Below are 20058 nucleotides of genomic sequence, written 5' to 3'. Positions count from 1 at the left end.
AGACGCTTGCTTGGCTATTACTTGGTCCAGTCGGCAACACGCTCCGGGTGTTTCGCCACCCATTCTTTTGCGGCGACTTCTGGCTTGGCACCATCCTGGATCGCCAACATCACTTCACCGATTTCGTCTTTCGAGGCCCATTGGAAGTTCTTCAGGAACTTGGCCACTTCAGGTGCTTTAGTTGCCAGTTCCTTGCTGCCGATGCTGTTCACGGTTTCAGCCGCGCCATAAACACCCTTCGGGTCTTCCAGGAAGCGCAGTTTCCATTTGGCGAACATCCAGTGCGGCACCCAACCGGTGACGGCGATGGATTCGTTTTTCTTCTCGGCACGGGTCAGTTCGGCAATCATGCCGGCGCCGGAACTGGCCTTGAGTTGATAGCCCGTCAGGTCGTAGTCCTTGATCGCCTGCTCGGTCTTGAGCATGACACCCGATCCTGCATCGATGCCGACGATGCGATTCTTGAAGCTTTCATCGGTTTTCAAATCAGCCAGCGACTTGGCCTTGACGTACTCCGGCACGATCAGACCGATTTTCGCGTCCTTGAAGTTCGGACCGTAGTCGACCACTTGATCTTTGTTCTTGGCCCAGTAATCGCCATGGGTCACCGGCAGCCAGGCCGACAGCATGGCGTCGAGTTTGCCAGTTGCCACGCCCTGCCACATGATCCCGGTCGCAACGGCTTGCAGCTTCACGTCATAACCGAGTTTCTGCTTGATCACTTCTGCCGCTACGTGAGTGGTCGCGACGCTGTCGGACCAACCGTCAACGTAACCGATGCTCAGGGTCTTGCTCTCGGCATTGGCGAATGTGGAGCCAATCGCAAGTACCAGAGCGGCACTTGCACCTAAAAGTCGTCGCATCTTCATCGTTACTTCCCCGAAAGTGCTGCGCTCGACGGGTGCCGAGTCGCGTCAACGTATTGTTATGGTGCACAGCGCCCCCATCACGCCCACCGCAAACCCGTTCGATCATCAGCGCGTTTATCAACGAGGGTACTGACGCCTCCGATAATCAACCTGACGACAAGGGCGACCTGCTCTGCCAGCGACCTCAAGACATCGAGAAACGACATCAGAAAGCCATTAATCCGTGGCACCGCACACTCGCCGATCAATCCGCCCGAACTTTGCATGTCAAAATCATGCGGGCCACCAAGCACACGGCAAATGCAGGTAACATGCGCCGCTTTGCTCCCAGACGGCCTGATCATGCCTGCGACATCCCGCTTCCCTTTTTTCGCTTATCTATTCGCCTGCCTGCTGGGCATCTTTGCCCTCTGTGGTTTCTGGTACGGCCTCGGCAAACCGGTGATTCTGCCGGACGTCGCCAGCGCGACGCACAAGCTGCAATGCGCTTCCTACACCCCCTTCGACAAGGACCAGTCGCCGTTCGATCAGCCGTTCAAACTGCGCCCCGAGCGCATGGACGCCGACCTCGCCCTGCTGGCGACCCGTTTCGAGTGCATTCGCACCTACTCGATGACCGGTCTTGAGGCGCTGCCGGACCTGGCGCGCAAGCACGGGTTGAAGCTGATGATCGGCGCCTGGGTCAACAGCAATCCGGTGGACACCGAAAAAGAAGTCGACCTGTTGATCGCCTCGGCCAACGCCAACGCGGACGTGGTCACGGCGGTGATCGTCGGCAACGAAACCCTGCTGCGCAAGGAAGTCACCGGCGCGCAGCTGGCGAAGCTTATTAATAAAGTCAAAAGCCAGGTCAAACAGCCTGTCACTTATGCCGACGTTTGGGAGTTCTGGCTCAAGCACCCGGAAATCGCGCCAGCCGTGGATTTCCTCACCATCCATTTGCTGCCCTATTGGGAGGACGATCCTTCGAACATCGACGCCGCCCTGCAACATGTGGCCGAAGTGCGCCAGGTGTTCGGCAACAAATTCGCGCCCAAGGACGTGATGATTGGCGAGACGGGCTGGCCAAGCGAAGGCCGCCAGCGTGAAACCGCCTTACCGAGCCGGGTCAATGAAGCCAAGTTCATTCGCGGTTTCGTCGCCATGGCCGAACAACAGGGCTGGCACTACAACCTGATCGAAGCCTTCGACCAACCGTGGAAGCGCGCCAGCGAAGGAGCGGTCGGCGGCTACTGGGGACTGTTCGATGCCGATCGCCAGGACAAGGGCGTGCTGGCCGGGCCGGTGACGAACGTACCGTACTGGTCGCAGTGGCTGGTGGTGGGTGGCTTGATCTTCCTCGGTACGCTGATCCTTGGCGGTCGCGTGCGCAGCACTCGCGCTGCGCTGGTATTGCCGCTGCTGGGGGCCCTGGCCGCTTGCGCGATAGGTGCCTGGGGCGACCTGGCGCGGGTTACCACGCGTTTTGGCAGTGAATGGCTTTGGGTTGCCTTGCTGACAGCGTTGAATCTGTTGGCGCTGGCCCATGCGGCGCTGACGCTGAGCCCGCGCACCGGTTGGCGTGGATGGGCGTTCAATGCGCTGGAACGACGAGCGGGTTGGTGGGTGGCGACCACAGGGTTTGCTGCTGCAGTAATGATGCTGGAAATGGTGTTCGACCCACGCTATCGCAGCTTCCCGAGCGTCGCATTCATCGTGCCAGCATTGGTTTATCTGTGCCGTCCAGTCAATGTGCCGCGCCGCGAAATCGCCCTGCTGACCTTCATCATCGGTGCCGGTATTGCGCCACAACTGTATCGCGAGGGTTTGCAGAACCAGCAGGCCTGGGGCTGGGCGCTGGTGAGCGTGTTGATGGTAGCCGCGTTGTGGCGCTGCTTGCGCGTACGCAAACGCTGATCTTTAGCGCCTTTATTGGCCTCATCGCGGGCAAGCCACGCTCCCACAGGAATCTTTGTCTTACGTAGACTCTGTATTCACTGAAACCCACTGTGGAAGCGGGCTTGCCCGCGCTGACGATTTATCAGGCAGTGCGCGATGCACGCACCAACCGCAACCCGGCAATCACTACCGCAAAAACCGCCAGGGTCGTGTTGTACAGCGCCAGCGCCGGAAACCCGAACACCAGCGCCAGCACCGCCAACCACCACCCTGCCCGGCCCGGCAGCAAGAAGCCGATCACCGCAGCCGCCAGCGCACTCCAGCCCAATACGTTGAAGTGAATCATCAGACCCAGATTCGAACGGACCTGGCATTCCCAACGACTCGCCTCATCCACGCAGATGCCTACCCATTGCGCATCCTCCATGAAGCCGTAACGCGCGCCATAACTGGCGGCCAGCCATACAGGCAGCAAAACAAGCAGCAAAATCACGGGCAGACGACGGGACATGAAGCACTCCAATAAGCGAAAAACGGCGGCCAGCTTAATCGCCCGACAGCCTTACGCAAGCGCTAACAACAGTTAACTGGCCATTCAATCGCTGCAAAGTGTATCGTCCGACTACTATTACTTCGAAATCAGGCCTGTTTGGTGCCGATGCGTGGCACTTTGGCGCAAATTCAATGGTCATAGCCTGCGAACTTCATTCGACACCTTTTTTAAGGGATCCAGTCATGCTCCGTTCCTTGCGCTTCGCTGCCCTGTTTGGCGGCCTGATATTAAGTGCGTCCGCAATGGCGGTCGATATCGACGCCGCCAGTTATGGCTACCCCTTGACCAACCCGTTCGAGGCGACCATCGCCACGACGCCTCCGGACTTGCGTCCCGAGCTGCCGCTGGACGACGACATCCATCAGTCGGATCGCAGCATGACCTTGCGCCCGGAGCGGGCATTCAATTTGCCGGACAACTTCTGGGCGGTAAAGAAACTCACTTACCGCATTGCCACCCAGGATAAAGCCGCACCGCTGATCTTCCTGATCGCCGGCACCGGCGCACGCTATGACAGCAGCATTAACGAGTACCTGAAAAAGCTCTACTACAAGGCCGGCTATCACGTGGTGCAACTGTCGTCGCCCACCAGCTTCGACTTCATCAGTGCCGCCTCACGCTTCGCGACGCCGGGCATCACCAAGGAAGATGCCGAAGATATGTACCGGGTGATGCAAGCCGTTCGTGCACAAAACCCCGGCGTCCCCGTCACCGATTACTACCTGAGCGGCTACAGCCTGGGCGCCCTGGATGCGGCCTTCGTCGCGCACCTGGACGAGACCCGCCGAAGCTTCAACTTCAAGAAAGTCCTTCTGCTCAATCCGCCGGTGAATCTCTACACCTCGATCACCAACCTCGACAAGCTGGTGCAGACCGAGGTCAAGGGCATCAACAACACCACCACGTTCTACGAGCTGGTGCTGAACAAACTGACCCGCTACTTCCAGCAGAAAGGCTACATCGATCTCAACGATGCACTGCTCTACGACTTCCAGCAGTCCAAGCAGCACCTGAGCAACGAACAGATGGCCATGTTGATCGGCACTTCGTTCCGCTTCTCGGCGGCCGACATCGCCTTTACCTCTGACCTGATCAACCGCCGCGGCCTGATTACCCCACCCAAGTACCCGATCACCGAGGGCACCAGCCTTACGCCGTTCCTTAAGCGCGCACTGCAGTGCGACTTCGACTGCTACATCACCGAGCAGGTGATTCCGATGTGGCGCGCCCGCACCGATGGCGGCAGCCTGCTGCAACTGATCGATCAGGTCAGTCTGTACGCGCTGAAGGACTACCTGCACAACAGCCCGAAAATCGCCGTCATGCATAACGCCGACGACGTGATCCTCGGCCCTGGCGACCTCGGCTTCCTGCGCAAGACCTTTGGCGATCGCCTGACGCTCTATCCGCTGGGCGGCCACTGCGGCAACCTTAACTACCGCGTCAACAGCGACGCCATGCTGGAGTTCTTCCGTGGCTAAATACCTCCTGCTTATCGCTGCGTTACTCTGTGCAGGCGTGGCCAACGCCGACAACAGCAAAGCCAACGCCCCGGTGGTGGTCGACAGTGACGGCTTCAAAGAGCCCCTGAGCAAACTCAAGATCAACCCAGGCCTGGATCAGCGCGAGTTCGAACGATCCACGCTCAGCGCATTGAGCGTGTATGACCCGCTGGAAGAGTGGAACCGCCGCGTCTACCACTTCAACTATCGGTTCGATCAGTGGGTGTTCCTGCCAGTGGTCAACGGCTATCGCTACGTCACACCAGGTTTCTTGCGCACGGGTGTCAGCAACTTTTTCAACAACCTCGGTGATGTACCGAACCTGCTGAACAGCCTGTTGCAGTTCAAGGGCCAACGTTCGATGGAAATCACCGGGCGACTGCTGCTCAACACTACCATCGGCATCGCCGGCCTGTGGGATCCAGCCACCGCCATGGGGCTACCTCGCAAGAACGAAGACTTTGGTCAGACCCTGGGCTTCTATGGCGTGCCAGGCGGTGCGTATTTCGTATTGCCGATCCTTGGCCCGTCGAACCTGCGTGATACCGGCGGACTGGTGGTGGACTTCAGTGCGGAGTCGGCGATCAACTACCTGAACGTCTCAGAAGTCAGCTCCAACCATCCGGAAATCTGGGTGCTGCGCGCCATCGACAAGCGCTATCAGACCAGTTTCCGCTATGGCCAACTGAACTCGCCGTTCGAATACGAGAAGGTACGCTACGTGTACACCGAGTCGCGCAAGTTGCAGATTGCCGAGTAATCCAGGCGCTACAAACGACTGAGGGAGCGAGCTCGCTCCCTCAGTCGTAGATGTTTCTGGTGAAAGGAATCCTGGCTTCAGCCCTTCAGCCATTTCCAGATTTTGCTGACAGCCATCACACCCGCCAACACCACCGCCCCTGCCACAATCCCTGCCGCCGCATTGAGCAACGCTGGCACGATAAAACCGGCACCGCCCGCCCCCGCGCCGACCTCCTCGATCCAGTGATGCACCACCGGCACACCATGGGTCAGGATGCCGCCACCGACGAGAAACATCGCCGCCGTGCCGATCACCGACAGACTTTTCATCATGTACGGCGCCGCGCGCAGAATACCGCCACCGATGCGTCTGGCCATCTGCCCGGGCTTTTGCGTCAGCCACAGGCCCAGATCATCGAGCTTGACGATGCCCGCCACGAGCCCGTAGACGCCAATGGTCATGACGATGGCAATACCCGAGAGCACGATCACTTGCTGGGTCAGCGGCGCACCGGCCACGGTGCCGAGGGTGATGGCAATGATTTCCGCCGACAGAATGAAGTCGGTACGAACGGCGCCCTTGATCTTGTCCTTTTCGAACGCCACCAGGTCGACCGCAGGGTCTGCCACCGCCTCAACCAGTTCGGCGTGCTCGGCCTGGTCTTCAGAAGTGCTGTGGAGGAACTTATGGGCGAGTTTCTCGAAACCTTCGAAACACAGGTAAGCACCGCCCACCATCAACAATGGCGTGACCAGCCAGGGAATGAACGCGCTGATGGCCAACGCCGATGGCACCAGGATCAGCTTGTTGATGAACGAGCCCTTGGCAACCGCCCATACCACCGGAATTTCCCGCTCGGCACGCACACCGCTGACCTGCTGGGCATTGAGCGCCAGATCGTCCCCGAGCACGCCGGCGGTCTTCTTGGCGGCCATCTTGGTCATCAACGCCACGTCATCGAGTACGGCGGCGATGTCGTCGATCAGCACCAGCAAACTGCTTCCTGCCATGAATCGGATTTCCTTCTTGAATGAATGGCGTGCAGCATAGCGCGGCCCAGTGCCACACGGCGCATTCTTGAGCGTCGCCAAAGGCCGGTGCTACCATGCGCAACCGCCAGAACAGGCAAGGAACCACCTGGTTTATGAGCACTATCCGCGAGCGCAACAAACAACTGATCCTGCGTGCCGCCAGTGAAGAGTTTGCCGACAAAGGCTTCGCTGCGACCAAAACCAGCGACATCGCAGCCAAGGCGGGATTGCCCAAGCCCAACGTCTACTACTATTTCAAATCCAAGGAAAACCTCTACCGCGAAGTGCTGGAAAGCATCATCGAGCCAATCCTGCAGGCTTCGACCCCCTTCAACCCCGAAGGCGTGCCCAGCGAAGTGCTGAGCAACTACATCCGCTCGAAAATCCGCATCTCCCGCGACCTGCCGTTTGCTTCCAAAGTGTTCGCCAGCGAAATCATGCACGGCGCCCCGCACCTGAGCGCTGATTTGGTCGAACAACTCAACAGCCAGGCCAAACACAACATCGACTGCATCCAGACCTGGATCGACCGCGGCCAGATCGCCCCGATCGACCCCAACCACCTGATGTTCAGCATCTGGGCCGCGACCCAGACCTACGCCGACTTCGACTGGCAAATCACCGCCATCACCGGCAAGGCCAAGCTGGATGAAGAAGATTATGAAGCGGCGGCGCAGACGATCATCCGCTTGGTGCTCAAAGGGTGTGAGCCGGACTGAGGGATGGTGGTGCTGCCACCGCAGGCAAGCCTGCTCCGACGGGATTCTGTGTTGAATTCAAACTCTGTAAACGACACAAATACTTGTGGGAGCTGGCTTGCCAGCGATGAAGGCGACTCGGTGCTGCCTCAAACCCAAATGGCATCCCATAGTGGATAGTCGCCAAGCTTCTCGACCAATCCTGCTCGCAACGGGTTAGCCACCACATACCGTGCCATTTTCACCAAATCTTCATCCCGCCGCAGCGCTCGGTCATGAAACCCTTGCTGCCAAAGCGCCCCGCTCCTGCCACTGTATAAGTTCAACTCTCTAGTAATCAGAGACTTCGTCTCACGCATCAGTCTGCGCAGGGAGCAGTTTTCCAATGCGACCAGCCAATGGAAATGGTCGGGCATGACGACCCATGCCAGAGAGTTCGCCAACCCAATATTTTGTGCTCGGCGAAATTGATGAACCACCAATCTGCCCAGAGCAAAGTCGGAAAAGATCGGTTCACGACGAAGTGTGTTGGTTGTCAGTAGATAGATTCGATTTGGCTCCGCATAACGGCCAGTTCGCAGACGACTTGAAGCGGGAAGACCAGACAATCCATTGCCCCTTGATGATGAGTTCATCAGAAGGCTAGACCTCAGTGATCTATTTGGCTGGGCTAGTCTTTTTTCTTGCTGTGTCAGGCAGGCCGCCATCGCTGGCAAGCCAGCTCCCACAAGGGTTTATGTCATTCACAAAATTTACATAAAAACTGTGGGAGCTGGCTTGCCAGCGATGACTTTCGATCAAACGCTGAAGATCAAGCCACTACCCCCGCATCCGCTCTCAACCCCGACGCCTCAATCGCAGTGATCGCACACTGCTCATCGACATCCGACAGATCGCCGCTGATCCCTACCGCCCCCAGCACTTTCCCTTCCTGATCCCGAACCAGCACACCCCCCGGTGCCGGCACGACGCTGCCTTGCCCCAGGCTGTTCAACGCAGCGATAAACGCCGGGCGTTGTTGCGCGTCCAGCGCCAGCAGGCGCGAGCCTTTGCCCAGCGCAATGGCGCCCCAGGCTTTACCGATGGCAACGTGTGGGCGCAGCAGGCTGGCGCCGTCTTCGCGTTGCAGGGTGATCAGATGCCCACCGGCATCCAGTACCGCAATGGTCAACGGTGCCGCGCTGATTGCACGCCCCGCGGTGATGGCCTCGTTGACCAGGTTGACTGCGACTTTCAAGGTTAAAGCGCTCATGGTGCCGTCCTCATTTTGTTTTTCGGAAAGCCGTTGGACTGCTTCGATGTACTGCAGCCCGATGCAACAAATAGAACACAATGAATTATATTTTTGTATACAATAATTATAGAAAAGCGCCACATGCGACGAAAAGCCACACTAAACAGGGCTTCCGACGAATGAAACAACCGCTTGAGAAAATGGATTGACCTGCGCCGTCCGCCGTGAATACACTCTGCGCAAAGCCACTTGTATACAATTACAAAACGTAAAGAGGCACAAAACCATGAGCAAAATGAGAGCAATCGAAGCCGCCGTTCTGGTGATGCGCCGCGAAGGGGTTGATACCGCTTTTGGCATCCCCGGTGCCGCCATCAACCCGCTGTACTCCGCCCTGCAAAAGGTCGGCGGCATCGATCACGTCCTCGCCCGCCACGTTGAAGGCGCGTCGCACATGGCCGAGGGCTACACCCGCACCAAGGCCGGCAACATCGGCGTGTGCATCGGCACTTCCGGCCCTGCCGGCACCGACATGGTCACCGGGCTCTACAGCGCCTCGGCCGACTCGATTCCAATTCTGTGCATCACAGGGCAAGCACCCCGCGCCCGTATGCACAAGGAAGACTTCCAGGCTGTCGACATCACCAGCATCGTCAAGCCAGTCACCAAGTGGGCAACCACGGTCCTGGAGCCGGGCCAAGTGCCTTACGCGTTCCAGAAAGCGTTCTATGAAATGCGTTCCGGCCGTCCTGGCCCGGTGCTGATCGACCTGCCGTTCGACGTACAGATGGCCGAAATCGAATTCGATATCGACGCCTACCAGCCACTGCCGCTGGCCAAGCCGACGGCGACCCGTGTTCAGGTCGAGAAAGCGTTGGCCCTGCTCGATCAGGCCGAGCGTCCATTGCTGGTGGCCGGTGGCGGCATCATCAACGCCGATGCCAGCGATCTGTTGGTTGAGTTCGCTGAACTGACCGGCATCCCGGTCATCCCGACCCTGATGGGCTGGGGCACCATCCCGGACGATCACCCGCTGATGGTCGGCATGGTTGGCTTGCAGACTTCGCACCGCTACGGCAACGCCACGATGTTGAAATCCGACGTGGTGCTGGGTATCGGTAACCGCTGGGCCAACCGTCACACCGGTTCGGTGGATGTCTACACCGAAGGCCGCAAGTTCATTCACGTCGATATCGAAGGCACGCAGATCGGCCGCGTGTTCACCCCGGACCTGGGCATCGTTTCCGACGCCGCTGCCGCGCTGACCGTATTCATCGAAGTCGCTCGCGAATGGCAAGCCGCCGGCAAGCTGAAAAACCGCAGCGCCTGGTTGCAGGATTGCCAGCAGCGCAAGGCCAGCCTGCAGCGCAAGACTCACTTCGACAACGTGCCGGTCAAACCGCAGCGCGTGTATGAAGAGATGAACCAGGTGTTCGGCAAGGACACTTGCTATGTCAGCACCATCGGTCTGTCGCAGATTGCCGGCGCGCAGTTCCTGCACGTCTACAAGCCGCGTCACTGGATCAACTGCGGTCAGGCCGGCCCGTTGGGCTGGACCATTCCGGCGGCGCTGGGCGTGGTCAAGGCCGACCCGGACCGCAAGGTTGTCGCACTGTCGGGCGACTATGATTTCCAGTTCATGATCGAAGAACTGGCGGTGGGCGCGCAGTTCAAGCTGCCCTACATCCACGTCGTGGTTAACAACTCGTACCTGGGGCTGATCCGTCAGGCGCAGCGCGGTTTCGACATGGACTACTGCGTGCAGCTGTCCTTCGATAACCTGAACGCGCCGGAACTCAACGGCTACGGTGTCGATCACGTCGCGGTTGCCGAAGGCCTTGGCTGCAAGGCGCTGCGCGTATTCGAACCGGCTCAGATCCAGCCTGCCCTGCGCAAGGCCCAGGAGCTGATCGAAGAGTTCAAGGTGCCGGTGATCGTTGAGATTATCCTGGAGCGCGTGACCAACATTTCCATGGGTACAGAGATCAACGCCGTCAACGAATTCGAAGACCTGGCGCTGGTCGGCAACGACGCACCGACGGCGATTTCGTTGCTTGATTGACTATTGATCGTTCCATTGTAGGAGCCAGCAAGCCGGCTCCTACAGGGGGCACTCACAGATTTACGGAGACCACCATGCCGCGTTTCGCAGCCAACCTGTCCATGCTGTTCACTGAACAGGATTTCCTCGCCCGCTTCGAAGCCGCCGCCAAGGCCGGTTTCACTGGCGTGGAATACCTGTTTCCGTACGACTTCAGCTCCGCCGAAATCAAGGCCAAGCTCGACGCAAACGGGCTGACCCAAGTGCTGTTCAACCTGCCGGCCGGTGACTGGGCCAAGGGTGAACGCGGCATTGCCTGCCTGCCGGACCGGGTCGAAGAGTTCCGCGCCGGCGTCGACCTGGCGATCGCGTACGCACAAGTACTGGGCAACACCCAGGTCAACTGCCTGGCCGGGATTCGCCCACAAGGCATCGACGATGCCACCGTGGAAAAAACCTTCGTCGCCAACCTCAAGTACGCGGCCGACAAACTGCAGGCGGCGGGCATCAAACTGGTGATGGAAGCGATCAACACCCGCGACATCCCGGGCTTCTACCTGAACAACACGGCGCAAGCCCTGTCGATTCGCGAGCAGGTCGGCAGCGCCAACCTCTTCCTGCAATACGACATCTATCACATGCAAATCATGGAAGGCGATCTGGCCCGCACCCTGCAATCGCACCTGGCCGAGATCAACCACGTGCAGCTCGCGGACAACCCGGGGCGCAACGAACCAGGCACCGGTGAAATCAACTACCGCTTCCTGTTCGAACACCTGGACCGTATCGGCTATCAGGGCTGGGTTGGCTGCGAATACAAACCGCTGACCACCACTGAAGCGGGCCTGGGCTGGTTGAAAACCCATAACGCAATTTGACCTATTACCTGTAGGAGCGAGCCTGCTCGCGAAGAGGCCGGCACATTCAACATCTATGTTGCCTGGCACACCGCTGTCGCGAGCAGGCTCACTCCCACAAAAAGCAGTTCCCTATTTGCTTGAGCAAGACAAAAACAAGAGGATTTTCTCATGGCTAAAATCGGATTTATCGGCACCGGCATCATGGGCCACCCAATGGCGGCGAACCTGCAGAAAGCCGGTCACAGCCTGTTCCTGTCGGCGCACCACGACGCCGCGCCTGCCGACCTGGTCGCCGCTGGCGCCGTTGCCCTGGCGAACCCGAAAGAAGTGGCCCAGGAAGCCGAATTCATCATCGTCATGGTGCCGGATACCCCACAGGTCGATGACGTACTGTTCCGCGCCGATGGCGTTGCCGCCGGCGTTGGCAAAGGCAAAATCGTGATCGACATGAGCTCGATCTCGCCGACCGCCACCAAGGCTTTCGCTGCCAAGGTCAACGAGAAAGGCGCCCAGTACCTCGACGCGCCGGTGTCCGGCGGTGAAGTCGGCGCCAAGGCGGCGACCCTGAGCATCATGGTCGGTGGCGACGCCGATGCCTTCGAACGCGCCTTGCCGCTGTTCCAGGCCATGGGCAAGAACATCACCCTGGTCGGTGGCAATGGTGACGGTCAAACCGCGAAAGTGGCCAACCAGATCATCGTGGCGCTGAACATCCAGGCCGTGGCCGAAGCCCTGCTGTTCGCCTCGAAAAACGGTGCCGATCCAGCCAAGGTGCGTGAAGCGCTGATGGGCGGTTTTGCCTCGTCGAAAATCCTCGAAGTGCACGGCGAGCGCATGATCAAGGGTACCTTCGATCCGGGCTTTCGCATCAGCCTGCACCAGAAGGACCTGAACCTGGCCCTGCAAGGCGCCAAGGAGCTGAACATCAACCTGCCGAACACCGCCAACACCCAGCAAGTGTTCAGCACCTGCGCAGCCATCGGTGGCAGCAACTGGGATCACTCGGCACTGATCAAAGGCCTGGAGCACATGGCGAACTTCTCGATTCGAGATAAGTAACATTCGCCGCAATACCTGTGGGAGCGGGCTCGCCCGCGATGACATCGCCTCGGTCTGCCTGTAAGACCGCGGCGCCTGCATCGCTGGCAAGCCAGCTCCCACAGGGACCGAGTCGAAACACCTGCTTTCGCCCTACTCCAATAACAAGAATTCCGGGAGCCCGCCATGTCGGTCGATCCGCAACAATTCCTGCGCGAGCTGTTCGCCACAGCCATCGACGCCGCCCATCCGCAGCAAGTCCTCGAAGCCCATTTGCCCAAAGATCGCAGCGGTCGGGTGATCGTCATCGGCGCTGGCAAAGCCGCGGCGGCCATGGCCCAGGTGGTCGAACGCTGCTGGCAGGGTGAAGTGTCCGGCCTGGTCGTGACGCGTTACGGCCATGGCGCGCCCTGTGAAAAAATCGAAGTGGTCGAAGCCGCGCACCCGGTACCGGATGCAGCCGGTCAGGCCGTAGCCAAACGGGTATTCGAACTGGTCAGCAACCTGACCGAAGCCGACCGCGTGATTTTCCTGCTCTCGGGCGGGGGGTCGGCGTTGCTCGCGCTGCCCGCCGCCGGCATCACCCTGGCCGACAAGCAGTCGATCAACAAAGCCCTGCTCAAATCCGGCGCGACCATCGGCGAGATGAACTGCGTGCGCAAGCACCTTTCGGCGATCAAGGGCGGTCGCCTGGGCAAGGCCTGTTGGCCCGCCACGGTCTATACCTACGCGATTTCCGATGTACCGGGCGACCTCGCCACGGTCATCGCTTCCGGCCCCACCGTGGCCGACCCGAGTACTTCGGCCGAGGCCCTGGCGATTCTCAAGCGCTACGCCATTGAAGTGCCGGCGTCCGTGCGCACCTGGCTGCAAAGCCCGGAATCGGAGACGGTCAAGCCCGGCGATCCCAGCCTGGCCCGCAGTCATTTCCAGTTGATCGCCCGCCCACAACAATCGCTGGAGGCAGCGGCCGTGAAATGCCGACAGGCCGGCTTCAGCCCGTTGATTCTGGGCGACCTGGAAGGCGAATCCCGCGAAGTGGCCAAAGTCCACGCCGGCATCGCCCGCCAAGTGGTCCTGCACGGGCAGCCATTGCCGGCGCCGTGCGTGATTCTCTCGGGTGGCGAAACCACCGTGACCGTGCGCGGCAATGGCCGGGGCGGACGCAACGCCGAATTCCTGCTCAGCCTGACCGACAGCCTCAAGGGCCTGCCCGGTGTCTACGCCCTGGCCGGTGACACCGATGGCATCGACGGTTCCGAAGACAACGCCGGCGCGATCATGACCCCGGACAGTTACGAGCGTGCCGCTGCCCTGGGCTTGAGCGCCAGCGACGAGTTGGACAACAACAATGGTTACGGCTACTTCGAGGCGCTGGACGCACTGATCGTCACCGAGCCGACCCGCACCAACGTCAACGACTTCCGCGCCATTCTGATTCTCGAGAGCCCAAAACCATGACGCCTGACAAAAAGGTCAAAATCCTCGCCACCCTCGGCCCTGCCACCGACGGAATCGACGACATCCGCGAGCTGGTGCAGGCCGGGGTCAATATCTTCCGCCTGAACTTCAGCCACGGCGATCACGCCGACCACGCCCAGCGCTATCAGTGGATCCGTGAAGTCGAGCGCCAGCTGAATTATCCGCTGGGCATCCTGATGGACCTGCAAGGCCCGAAACTGCGGGTCGGCAAGTTCGCCCAGGGCAAGGTGCAACTGGTACGCGGTCAGGCCCTGCGCCTGGACCTCGACACCACGCCGGGCGATGAGCGCCGGGTCAACCTGCCGCATCCGGAGATCATCGCCGCGCTGGAGCCGGGCATGGACCTGCTGCTGGACGACGGCAAGCTGCGCCTGCGCGTGGTCACCAAATACGCCGACGCCATCGACACCACCGTGCTCAATGGCGGCGAACTGTCGGATCGCAAAGGGGTGAACGTGCCGCAAGCGGTACTCGATCTCAGCCCGTTGACCGCCAAGGATCGCCGCGACTTGAGCTTCGGTCTCGAACTCGGTGTGGACTGGGTGGCACTGTCGTTCGTGCAACGGCCGGAAGACATCCGTGAAGCCCGCGCGCTGATCGGCGACAGAGCGTTCTTGATGGCCAAGATCGAGAAACCGTCGGCGGTCACCCAACTGCGGGAAATCGCCGAGTTAAGCGACGCGATCATGGTTGCCCGCGGCGACCTCGGCGTGGAGGTGCCGGCCGAAAGCGTGCCGCAGATCCAGAAAAACATCATCAGCACGTGTCGCCAGCTCGGTAAACCGGTGGTGGTAGCAACGCAGATGCTCGAGTCGATGCGTTTCTCGCCGGCCCCGACCCGCGCCGAAGTCACAGACGTGGCCAACGCCGTGGCCGAAGGTGCGGACGCGGTGATGCTGTCGGCGGAAACCGCCTCTGGCGAATACCCGCTGGAAGCCGTGCAGATGATGAGCAAGATCATCCGCCAGGTGGAAAACGGGCCGGACTACCAGACCCAGCTGGACGTCAGCCGACCGAAAGCCGAAGCGACCGTTTCCGATGCGATCAGCTGCGCGATCCGTCGAATCAGCAATGTGCTGCCGGTGGCGGTGCTGGTCAATTACAGCGAGTCCGGCGCGTCGACCCTGCGAGCGGCACGGGAGCGGCCGACGGTGCCGATCCTCAACCTGACGCCGAACCTGCAAACCGCCCGTCGCCTGAGCGTGGCATGGGGCGTGCACTCGGTGGTCAACGATCGGCTGCGCCAGGTCGATGAAGTCTGCTCGACGGCGTTGGAGATCGCCCAGGCCCAGGGCATGGCCCAGCGTGGCGACACGTTGTTGATCACGGCGGGTGTGCCGTTTGGGCAGCCGGGATCGACTAACTCTTTGCGCATCGAGACGTTGATCTAGAGCGCCCAGACCGGCCTCATCGCCAGCAGGCTGGCTCACACATGGGTTTTGTGTCGATCACGAAATCAATACTGAACAGAGATTCAGTGTGGGAGCCAGCCTGCTGGCGATCGGCCGGGGTCGCGCTCGACCGACTCGCTCCCTTTGACTTTCAGAACTGCCATGCCTGCCAACCACTTCAACACCCATTGCCCCGATTGGGCGACAGCCTTGCTCAACGGCCTCAGTCAGATATTCCTTCAGCGTCATCCGCTGTTCGGTCTGCTGTGCCTGCTCGCCATTCTGTTTACCGCACCCGCCCTGCTCGGCGGCGCGCTGCTCGGCGGCGTCGCCGGGTTACTCACCGCGCAACGTCGTGGCTACGCCAAGGCCGATCGCCAGGCCGGGCTGTTCAGTTACAACGGCGTTTTGCTCGGGTTGATGCTGAGCCTCTATTTCCCCTGGTCGGCCATGCTGCCGCTGGTGATCATCGCCTGCGGCGGGCTGAGCGCGATGCTCACTCAACAGTGGCTCAAGCGTGCCCGGTTCAGCCAATGCCTGCCCGCCTACACCGCACCCTTCGTGGTCTTGAGCTGGGTGTTGCTGTGCTTTGCTACGCCCTCGACCCAGGCGCATTTGATCGAAATAAACACGCTGAACATGCTCGCTGCACCACTCAAAGGCTTCGGTCAGGTGATGTTCCTCGGTCAGCCGCTGGCCGGTGCGATCATCGCCGCCGGCTTGCTGATGGCTGACCGTCGCGCCTTCTGCTGGGCGTTGTTGGCATCTGTCGCGGGCATGGGCTGGAGCCTGCTGCACCATGACTTCTATACCGCACTGCTCGGCCTCGGTGGCTATAACGCCGTGCTCGTCGCCCTCGCCTTCAGTGCCCAGCGCCAGCAGCCGTGGCTGCCACTGGCCGGCATTGTATTGGCACTGCTGCTGACGCCGGTGTTCGCCGCGATCGGTCTGCCCACGCTGACCGCGCCGTTCATCCTCGCCGGCTGGCTGGTCCGTTCGGTGGCTCAAGTGTTCGGCAACACCATGGATGCCTCGGTGCCTTGCGTTCCCGGGGAGAATCGACCTAGGCTGCGCTGATTCTCGAGTCAGGCGTTATCCATGGACAGCAGCACTAAAAATTGGCGTGAACAACTCTACGTCATGGTTTTCCAGACCGACACCAAGGCCGGTCGGCGTTTCGACGGCATTTTGCTGTTGATCATCCTCGCCAGCCTGGTGGTCGTGATGCTCGACAGCATCGATGCGGTGCACCAGAACTACGCCGATCTACTGGCGTATATCGAATGGGGTTTCACGGTCATCTTCGCCATCGAATATGGCCTGCGCCTGTACTGCTCACCCAAGCCGCTGCGCTACGCCTTCAGCTTTTATGGGCTGGTGGATTTGCTGGCCATCGTACCCGGCATCCTCGCGCTGTATTACAGCGATGCGCAGTACCTGCTGATTATCCGGATCATCCGGATGCTGCGGATTTTCCGCGTACTCAAGCTCAGCCCTTACCTGAAACAAGCCAACTACCTGATGTCCGCCCTGCGCGGCAGCAAGCAGAAAATCGTGGTGTTCCTGGTCAGCGTCTGCACGCTGGTGACGGTCTTCGGTACCTTGATGTACGTGATCGAAGGCCCGGAACATGGCTTCACCAGCATTCCCAAAGGCATCTATTGGGCTATCGTGACCCTGACCACCGTTGGCTTCGGCGATATCGTGCCGAAGACGCCGCTGGGACAGGTGGTTTCCTCGCTGGTGATGATCACCGGTTACTCGATCATCGCCGTGCCGACCGGTATTTTTACTGCCGAACTGGCCAATGCCATGCGTGGCGACACCCTGCAGCACCCTTGCCCGGTGTGTCGGAAAAACAGCCACGAACCCGACGCCGCGTTCTGCTCTCGTTGCGGCAATGCATTGTTCAAAAAACTGGAATAAGCAAAGCACTTTTTAATCTTTAAAGGTCTATGCGCGCCCGGCTATAGTCGCTGGCAAATGGCCTCACTTTTTAAAAACAAACTTTCAGAACAAGGATTGCGCAGTGAAAAAACTCTTTGGCGCCTCACTTCTGGCCGCTGGCCTGGCACTGACCAGTGTGGCTCAGGCCGCACCGACCCTGCTCAACGTTTCCTACGACGTGATGCGCGATTTCTACAAGGACTACAACACTGCGTTCCAGAAACACTGGCAAGCCGAGCACAACGAAAACATCACCCTGCAGATGTCCTTCGGCGGCTCCAGCAAGCAGGCGCGCTCGGTCATCGACGGCCTGCCGGCTGACGTCATCACCATGAACATGGCCACCGACATCAACGCCCTGGCGGACAACGGCAAACTGGTCCCGGACAACTGGGTGACGCGCCTGCCGAATAACAGCGCGCCGTTTACCTCGGCCACCGTGTTCATCGTCCGCAAGGGCAACCCGAAAGCCCTCAAGGATTGGCCGGACCTGCTCAAGGATGGCGTGCAAGTCATCGTCCCTAATCCGAAAACCTCGGGTAACGGTCGCTACACCTACCTGTCGGCGTGGGGCTACGTGCTGAAGAACGGCGGCGACGAGAACAAGGCCAAAGCCTTCGTCGGCAAACTGTTCAAACAGGCACCCGTGCTCGATACCGGTGGTCGTGCCGCGACCACCACCTTCATGACCAACCAGATCGGCGATGTGCTGGTGACCTTCGAAAACGAAGCGGAAATGATCGCCCGCGAGTTCGGCCGCGACCAGTTTGAAGTCATCTACCCGAGCGTCTCCGCCGAAGCCGAGCCGCCGGTGTCGGTGGTCGACAAAACCGTCGACAAGAAAGGCACCCGCGCCGCCGCCGAGGAGTACCTGAAGTACCTGTGGTCGCCGGAAGGACAGGAAATCGCCGCCGCCAACTACCTGCGCCCGCGTGACCCGGCCGTGCTGGCCAAGTACACCGACCGCTTCCCGAAAGTCGACTTCCTGTCGGTGGAGAAGACCTTCGGCGACTGGCGCACCGTGCAGAAAACCCACTTCAATGATGGCGGGGTCTTCGATCAGATTTACGCGCAGTAAACCCTGGCAGTAATGAAAAAGGCGACCTCAGCAGGTCGCCTTTTTCGTTATACACCGCCAACCCCCTGTAGGAGCGAGCCTGCTCGCGAAAAACCCAAGTGCGCCACTGGTCATCCGGATTTTCGCGAAAAAACTCGCTCCTGTTGGGCTTGCCATTTCAGCTCAAATTGCCGCAGAAAATCATGGATCTGACTTTCGCTAAAGTCAGGAAGTTAAGCGGCGAACATAAGCATGCTATCGAACAAGATGTAAGTGAATGTATCATCAGCCCTCAAGATTTCGACGCAGGGTTCACGGGCCGACGGCACAGGATCCCGTCACTCATTCCGCAATGAAATGAGTGCTATCACTCCAATCACTCTTCCGCCGTACCCATCAGGCCATTAGCCTGCGCGCATCCCCTTTTGTTCAGCGAGACACGTTATGAACCAGGCAACTCAAGTGCCCCACGGCACCGCGACAATGACCCGAGGCATGGTGCTGCTGTTCGCTTTCTGTTGTGGCGCCATCGTGGCCAACATTTACTACGCGCAACCCATCATCGGCCTGATCGCCCCGGACATCGGCCTGACCAACACCATGGCCAGCCTGATCGTTTCGTTGACCCAGATCGGTTATGCGCTGGGCCTGTTCTTTTTGGTACCACTGGGTGATTTGCTGGAGAACCGTCGGCTGATGATCATCACTACGGTGGTGGCGATTGCCAGCCTGCTGAGCGCGGCGTTCACCGATCAGCCGAACGTGTTTTTGCTGATTTCGCTGCTGGTGGGCTTCAGTTCGGTGTCGGTGCAGATCCTGATTCCACTGGCCGCGCATTTGGCGCCGGAAGAGTCTCGCGGTCGTGTGGTCGGCGGGATCATGGGCGGTTTGCTGCTGGGGATTCTGCTGGCGCGGCCGGTGTCCAGCGTGGTGGCGGACCATTTCGGCTGGCGGGCGATGTTTGTCATCGCGGCGCTGTTGATGGTCGCCATCAGCGTTGTGCTCGCATTGACCATCCCCAAGCGTCAGCCTGACCACAATGCTTCTTACGGCCAGTTGCTGGGCTCGCTGTGGACGCTGTTACGTAAACAACCGGTGTTGCGTCAGCGCGCGTTTTACCAGGGATGCATGTTCGCCACGTTCAGCCTGTTCTGGACCGCGGTGCCACTGGAGCTGGCGCGTAACCATGGCCTGTCGCAAAGCCAGATTGCGATCTTTGCGCTGGTCGGTGCCATCGGCGCCATCGCCGCGCCCATCGCCGGTCGCCTGGCCGATGCCGGCCACACCCGCGTCGCGTCCTTGCTGGCCCTGTTGTTTGCCAGCCTGAGCTTCCTGCCGGCCTTCATCCATCCGGCCTACAGCGTGATCGGTCTGGCGGTGACCGGTGTAGTACTCGATTTTTGCGTGCAGATGAACATGGTCCTCGGCCAACGCGCGGTCTACGCTCTCGACGCCAAAAGCCGCAGCCGACTCAATGCGCTGTACATGACCAGCATCTTCATCGGCGGTGCGTTCGGTTCGTCGGTGGCGAGCCTGGTGTACGAACAAGGTGGCTGGTTGTGGATCGTGGTGGTGGGCAGTGCGTTTCCGCTGCTGGCGTTGCTGCGGTTTTTGACGGTGCCAAATCAACCCTCCCTGGCCATGGCCTGAATGGCCACGGAGTTGGCCAATGGCACCGTCAGGGCTTGCTGACAAAGGCGCTCTGAATTGACCCGACCTGCGCCAAGGTCAACGG

Annotated in this window: 18 protein-coding genes; 13 read left to right on the top strand and 5 right to left on the bottom strand. The window is 59.9% G+C overall.

What is annotated here, in order from left to right:
* Positions 1-17: 17 nt before the first annotated feature.
* The gene (locus tag ACX3YD_RS07350; protein ID WP_090464064.1) at positions 18-869 is read right to left on the bottom strand and encodes a glycine betaine ABC transporter substrate-binding protein; all 852 of its coding nucleotides are present in this window, start codon (positions 867-869) and stop codon (positions 18-20) included.
* Between the two features lie 300 nt (positions 870-1169).
* On the opposite strand from ACX3YD_RS07350, the gene ACX3YD_RS07345 reads away from it, so the two are divergent.
* Positions 1170-2765 (top strand): glycoside hydrolase family 17 protein, encoded by a 1596-nt coding sequence (locus tag ACX3YD_RS07345; RefSeq protein WP_458959572.1) that lies wholly within the window; start codon positions 1170-1172, stop codon positions 2763-2765.
* A 124-nt stretch (positions 2766-2889) separates the two neighbouring features.
* Here ACX3YD_RS07345 and ACX3YD_RS07340 read toward each other — a convergent pair whose 3' ends face one another.
* Entirely contained in the window at positions 2890-3258 is a 369-nt protein-coding gene (locus ACX3YD_RS07340; RefSeq protein WP_047531899.1) for a hypothetical protein, read from the bottom strand.
* 224 nt (positions 3259-3482) lie between these two features.
* Between ACX3YD_RS07340 and ACX3YD_RS07335 the strand changes: the two genes are divergently transcribed.
* Positions 3483-4781, top strand: coding sequence for a serine/threonine protein kinase (locus tag ACX3YD_RS07335; RefSeq protein ID WP_458959571.1), 1299 nt, complete (start codon positions 3483-3485; stop codon positions 4779-4781).
* Positions 4774-5562 carry an MlaA family lipoprotein gene (locus ACX3YD_RS07330; RefSeq protein WP_103402518.1) on the top strand — a complete coding sequence of 263 codons (789 nt, stop codon included), beginning with the start codon at positions 4774-4776 and terminating at the stop codon, positions 5560-5562. Before ACX3YD_RS07335 ends, ACX3YD_RS07330 begins: the two co-directional genes overlap by 8 nt.
* 77 nt (positions 5563-5639) lie before the next feature.
* On the opposite strand, the gene ACX3YD_RS07325 is transcribed toward ACX3YD_RS07330, so the two are convergent.
* A complete protein-coding gene (locus tag ACX3YD_RS07325; RefSeq protein ID WP_458959570.1) occupies positions 5640-6554 on the bottom strand; it encodes a DUF808 domain-containing protein in 915 nt (304 codons plus the stop codon).
* 134 nt (positions 6555-6688) lie between these two features.
* Between ACX3YD_RS07325 and ACX3YD_RS07320 the strand changes: the two genes are divergently transcribed.
* Positions 6689-7294, top strand: coding sequence for a TetR/AcrR family transcriptional regulator (locus tag ACX3YD_RS07320; protein ID WP_090464078.1), 606 nt, complete (start codon positions 6689-6691; stop codon positions 7292-7294).
* A 128-nt stretch (positions 7295-7422) separates the two neighbouring features.
* Here ACX3YD_RS07320 and ACX3YD_RS07315 read toward each other — a convergent pair whose 3' ends face one another.
* Together ACX3YD_RS07315 and ACX3YD_RS07310 are read right to left on the bottom strand one after the other, a co-directional pair.
* Complete coding sequence (locus ACX3YD_RS07315) at positions 7423-7881, bottom strand: REP-associated tyrosine transposase (protein ID WP_458959569.1); 459 nt, start codon at positions 7879-7881, stop codon at positions 7423-7425.
* A 203-nt stretch (positions 7882-8084) separates the two neighbouring features.
* Positions 8085-8525 carry a GlcG/HbpS family heme-binding protein gene (locus ACX3YD_RS07310; RefSeq protein ID WP_090464081.1) on the bottom strand — a complete coding sequence of 147 codons (441 nt, stop codon included), beginning with the start codon at positions 8523-8525 and terminating at the stop codon, positions 8085-8087.
* A 268-nt stretch (positions 8526-8793) separates the two neighbouring features.
* Between ACX3YD_RS07310 and gcl the strand changes: the two genes are divergently transcribed.
* The 9 genes from gcl (at position 8794) to ACX3YD_RS07265 (ending at position 19973) form a co-directional block, all read left to right on the top strand.
* Entirely contained in the window at positions 8794-10569 is a 1776-nt protein-coding gene (gene gcl / locus ACX3YD_RS07305; RefSeq protein ID WP_047531913.1) for a glyoxylate carboligase, read from the top strand.
* 74 nt (positions 10570-10643) lie between these two features.
* Complete coding sequence (gene hyi / locus ACX3YD_RS07300; protein WP_103402515.1) at positions 10644-11426, top strand: hydroxypyruvate isomerase; 783 nt, start codon at positions 10644-10646, stop codon at positions 11424-11426.
* 150 nt (positions 11427-11576) lie between these two features.
* Entirely contained in the window at positions 11577-12467 is an 891-nt protein-coding gene (locus ACX3YD_RS07295) for a 2-hydroxy-3-oxopropionate reductase (RefSeq protein ID WP_103402514.1), read from the top strand.
* A 165-nt stretch (positions 12468-12632) separates the two neighbouring features.
* Positions 12633-13907 (top strand): glycerate kinase type-2 family protein, encoded by a 1275-nt coding sequence (locus ACX3YD_RS07290; RefSeq protein WP_103402513.1) that lies wholly within the window; start codon positions 12633-12635, stop codon positions 13905-13907.
* Complete coding sequence (pyk, locus tag ACX3YD_RS07285; protein WP_458959568.1) at positions 13904-15319, top strand: pyruvate kinase; 1416 nt, start codon at positions 13904-13906, stop codon at positions 15317-15319. Before ACX3YD_RS07290 ends, pyk begins: the two co-directional genes overlap by 4 nt.
* Positions 15320-15481: 162 nt before the next feature.
* Complete coding sequence (locus ACX3YD_RS07280) at positions 15482-16396, top strand: urea transporter (protein ID WP_458959567.1); 915 nt, start codon at positions 15482-15484, stop codon at positions 16394-16396.
* Between the two features lie 21 nt (positions 16397-16417).
* Positions 16418-17245: an ion transporter gene (locus tag ACX3YD_RS07275; RefSeq protein ID WP_103402510.1), complete on the top strand. Its 828-nt coding sequence runs from the start codon at positions 16418-16420 to the stop codon at positions 17243-17245.
* A gap of 103 nt (positions 17246-17348) precedes the next feature.
* Entirely contained in the window at positions 17349-18344 is a 996-nt protein-coding gene (locus ACX3YD_RS07270; RefSeq protein ID WP_130203762.1) for a sulfate ABC transporter substrate-binding protein, read from the top strand.
* A 423-nt stretch (positions 18345-18767) separates the two neighbouring features.
* Positions 18768-19973 carry an MFS transporter gene (locus ACX3YD_RS07265; protein WP_458959566.1) on the top strand — a complete coding sequence of 402 codons (1206 nt, stop codon included), beginning with the start codon at positions 18768-18770 and terminating at the stop codon, positions 19971-19973.
* Positions 19974-20058 lie beyond the last annotated feature (85 nt).

It is taken from the genome of Pseudomonas fluorescens group sp. PF-1, assembly GCF_054481335.1.
Note: the sequence above shows the minus strand (reverse complement) of the source record. Positions and strands in the feature narration are given on the sequence as shown.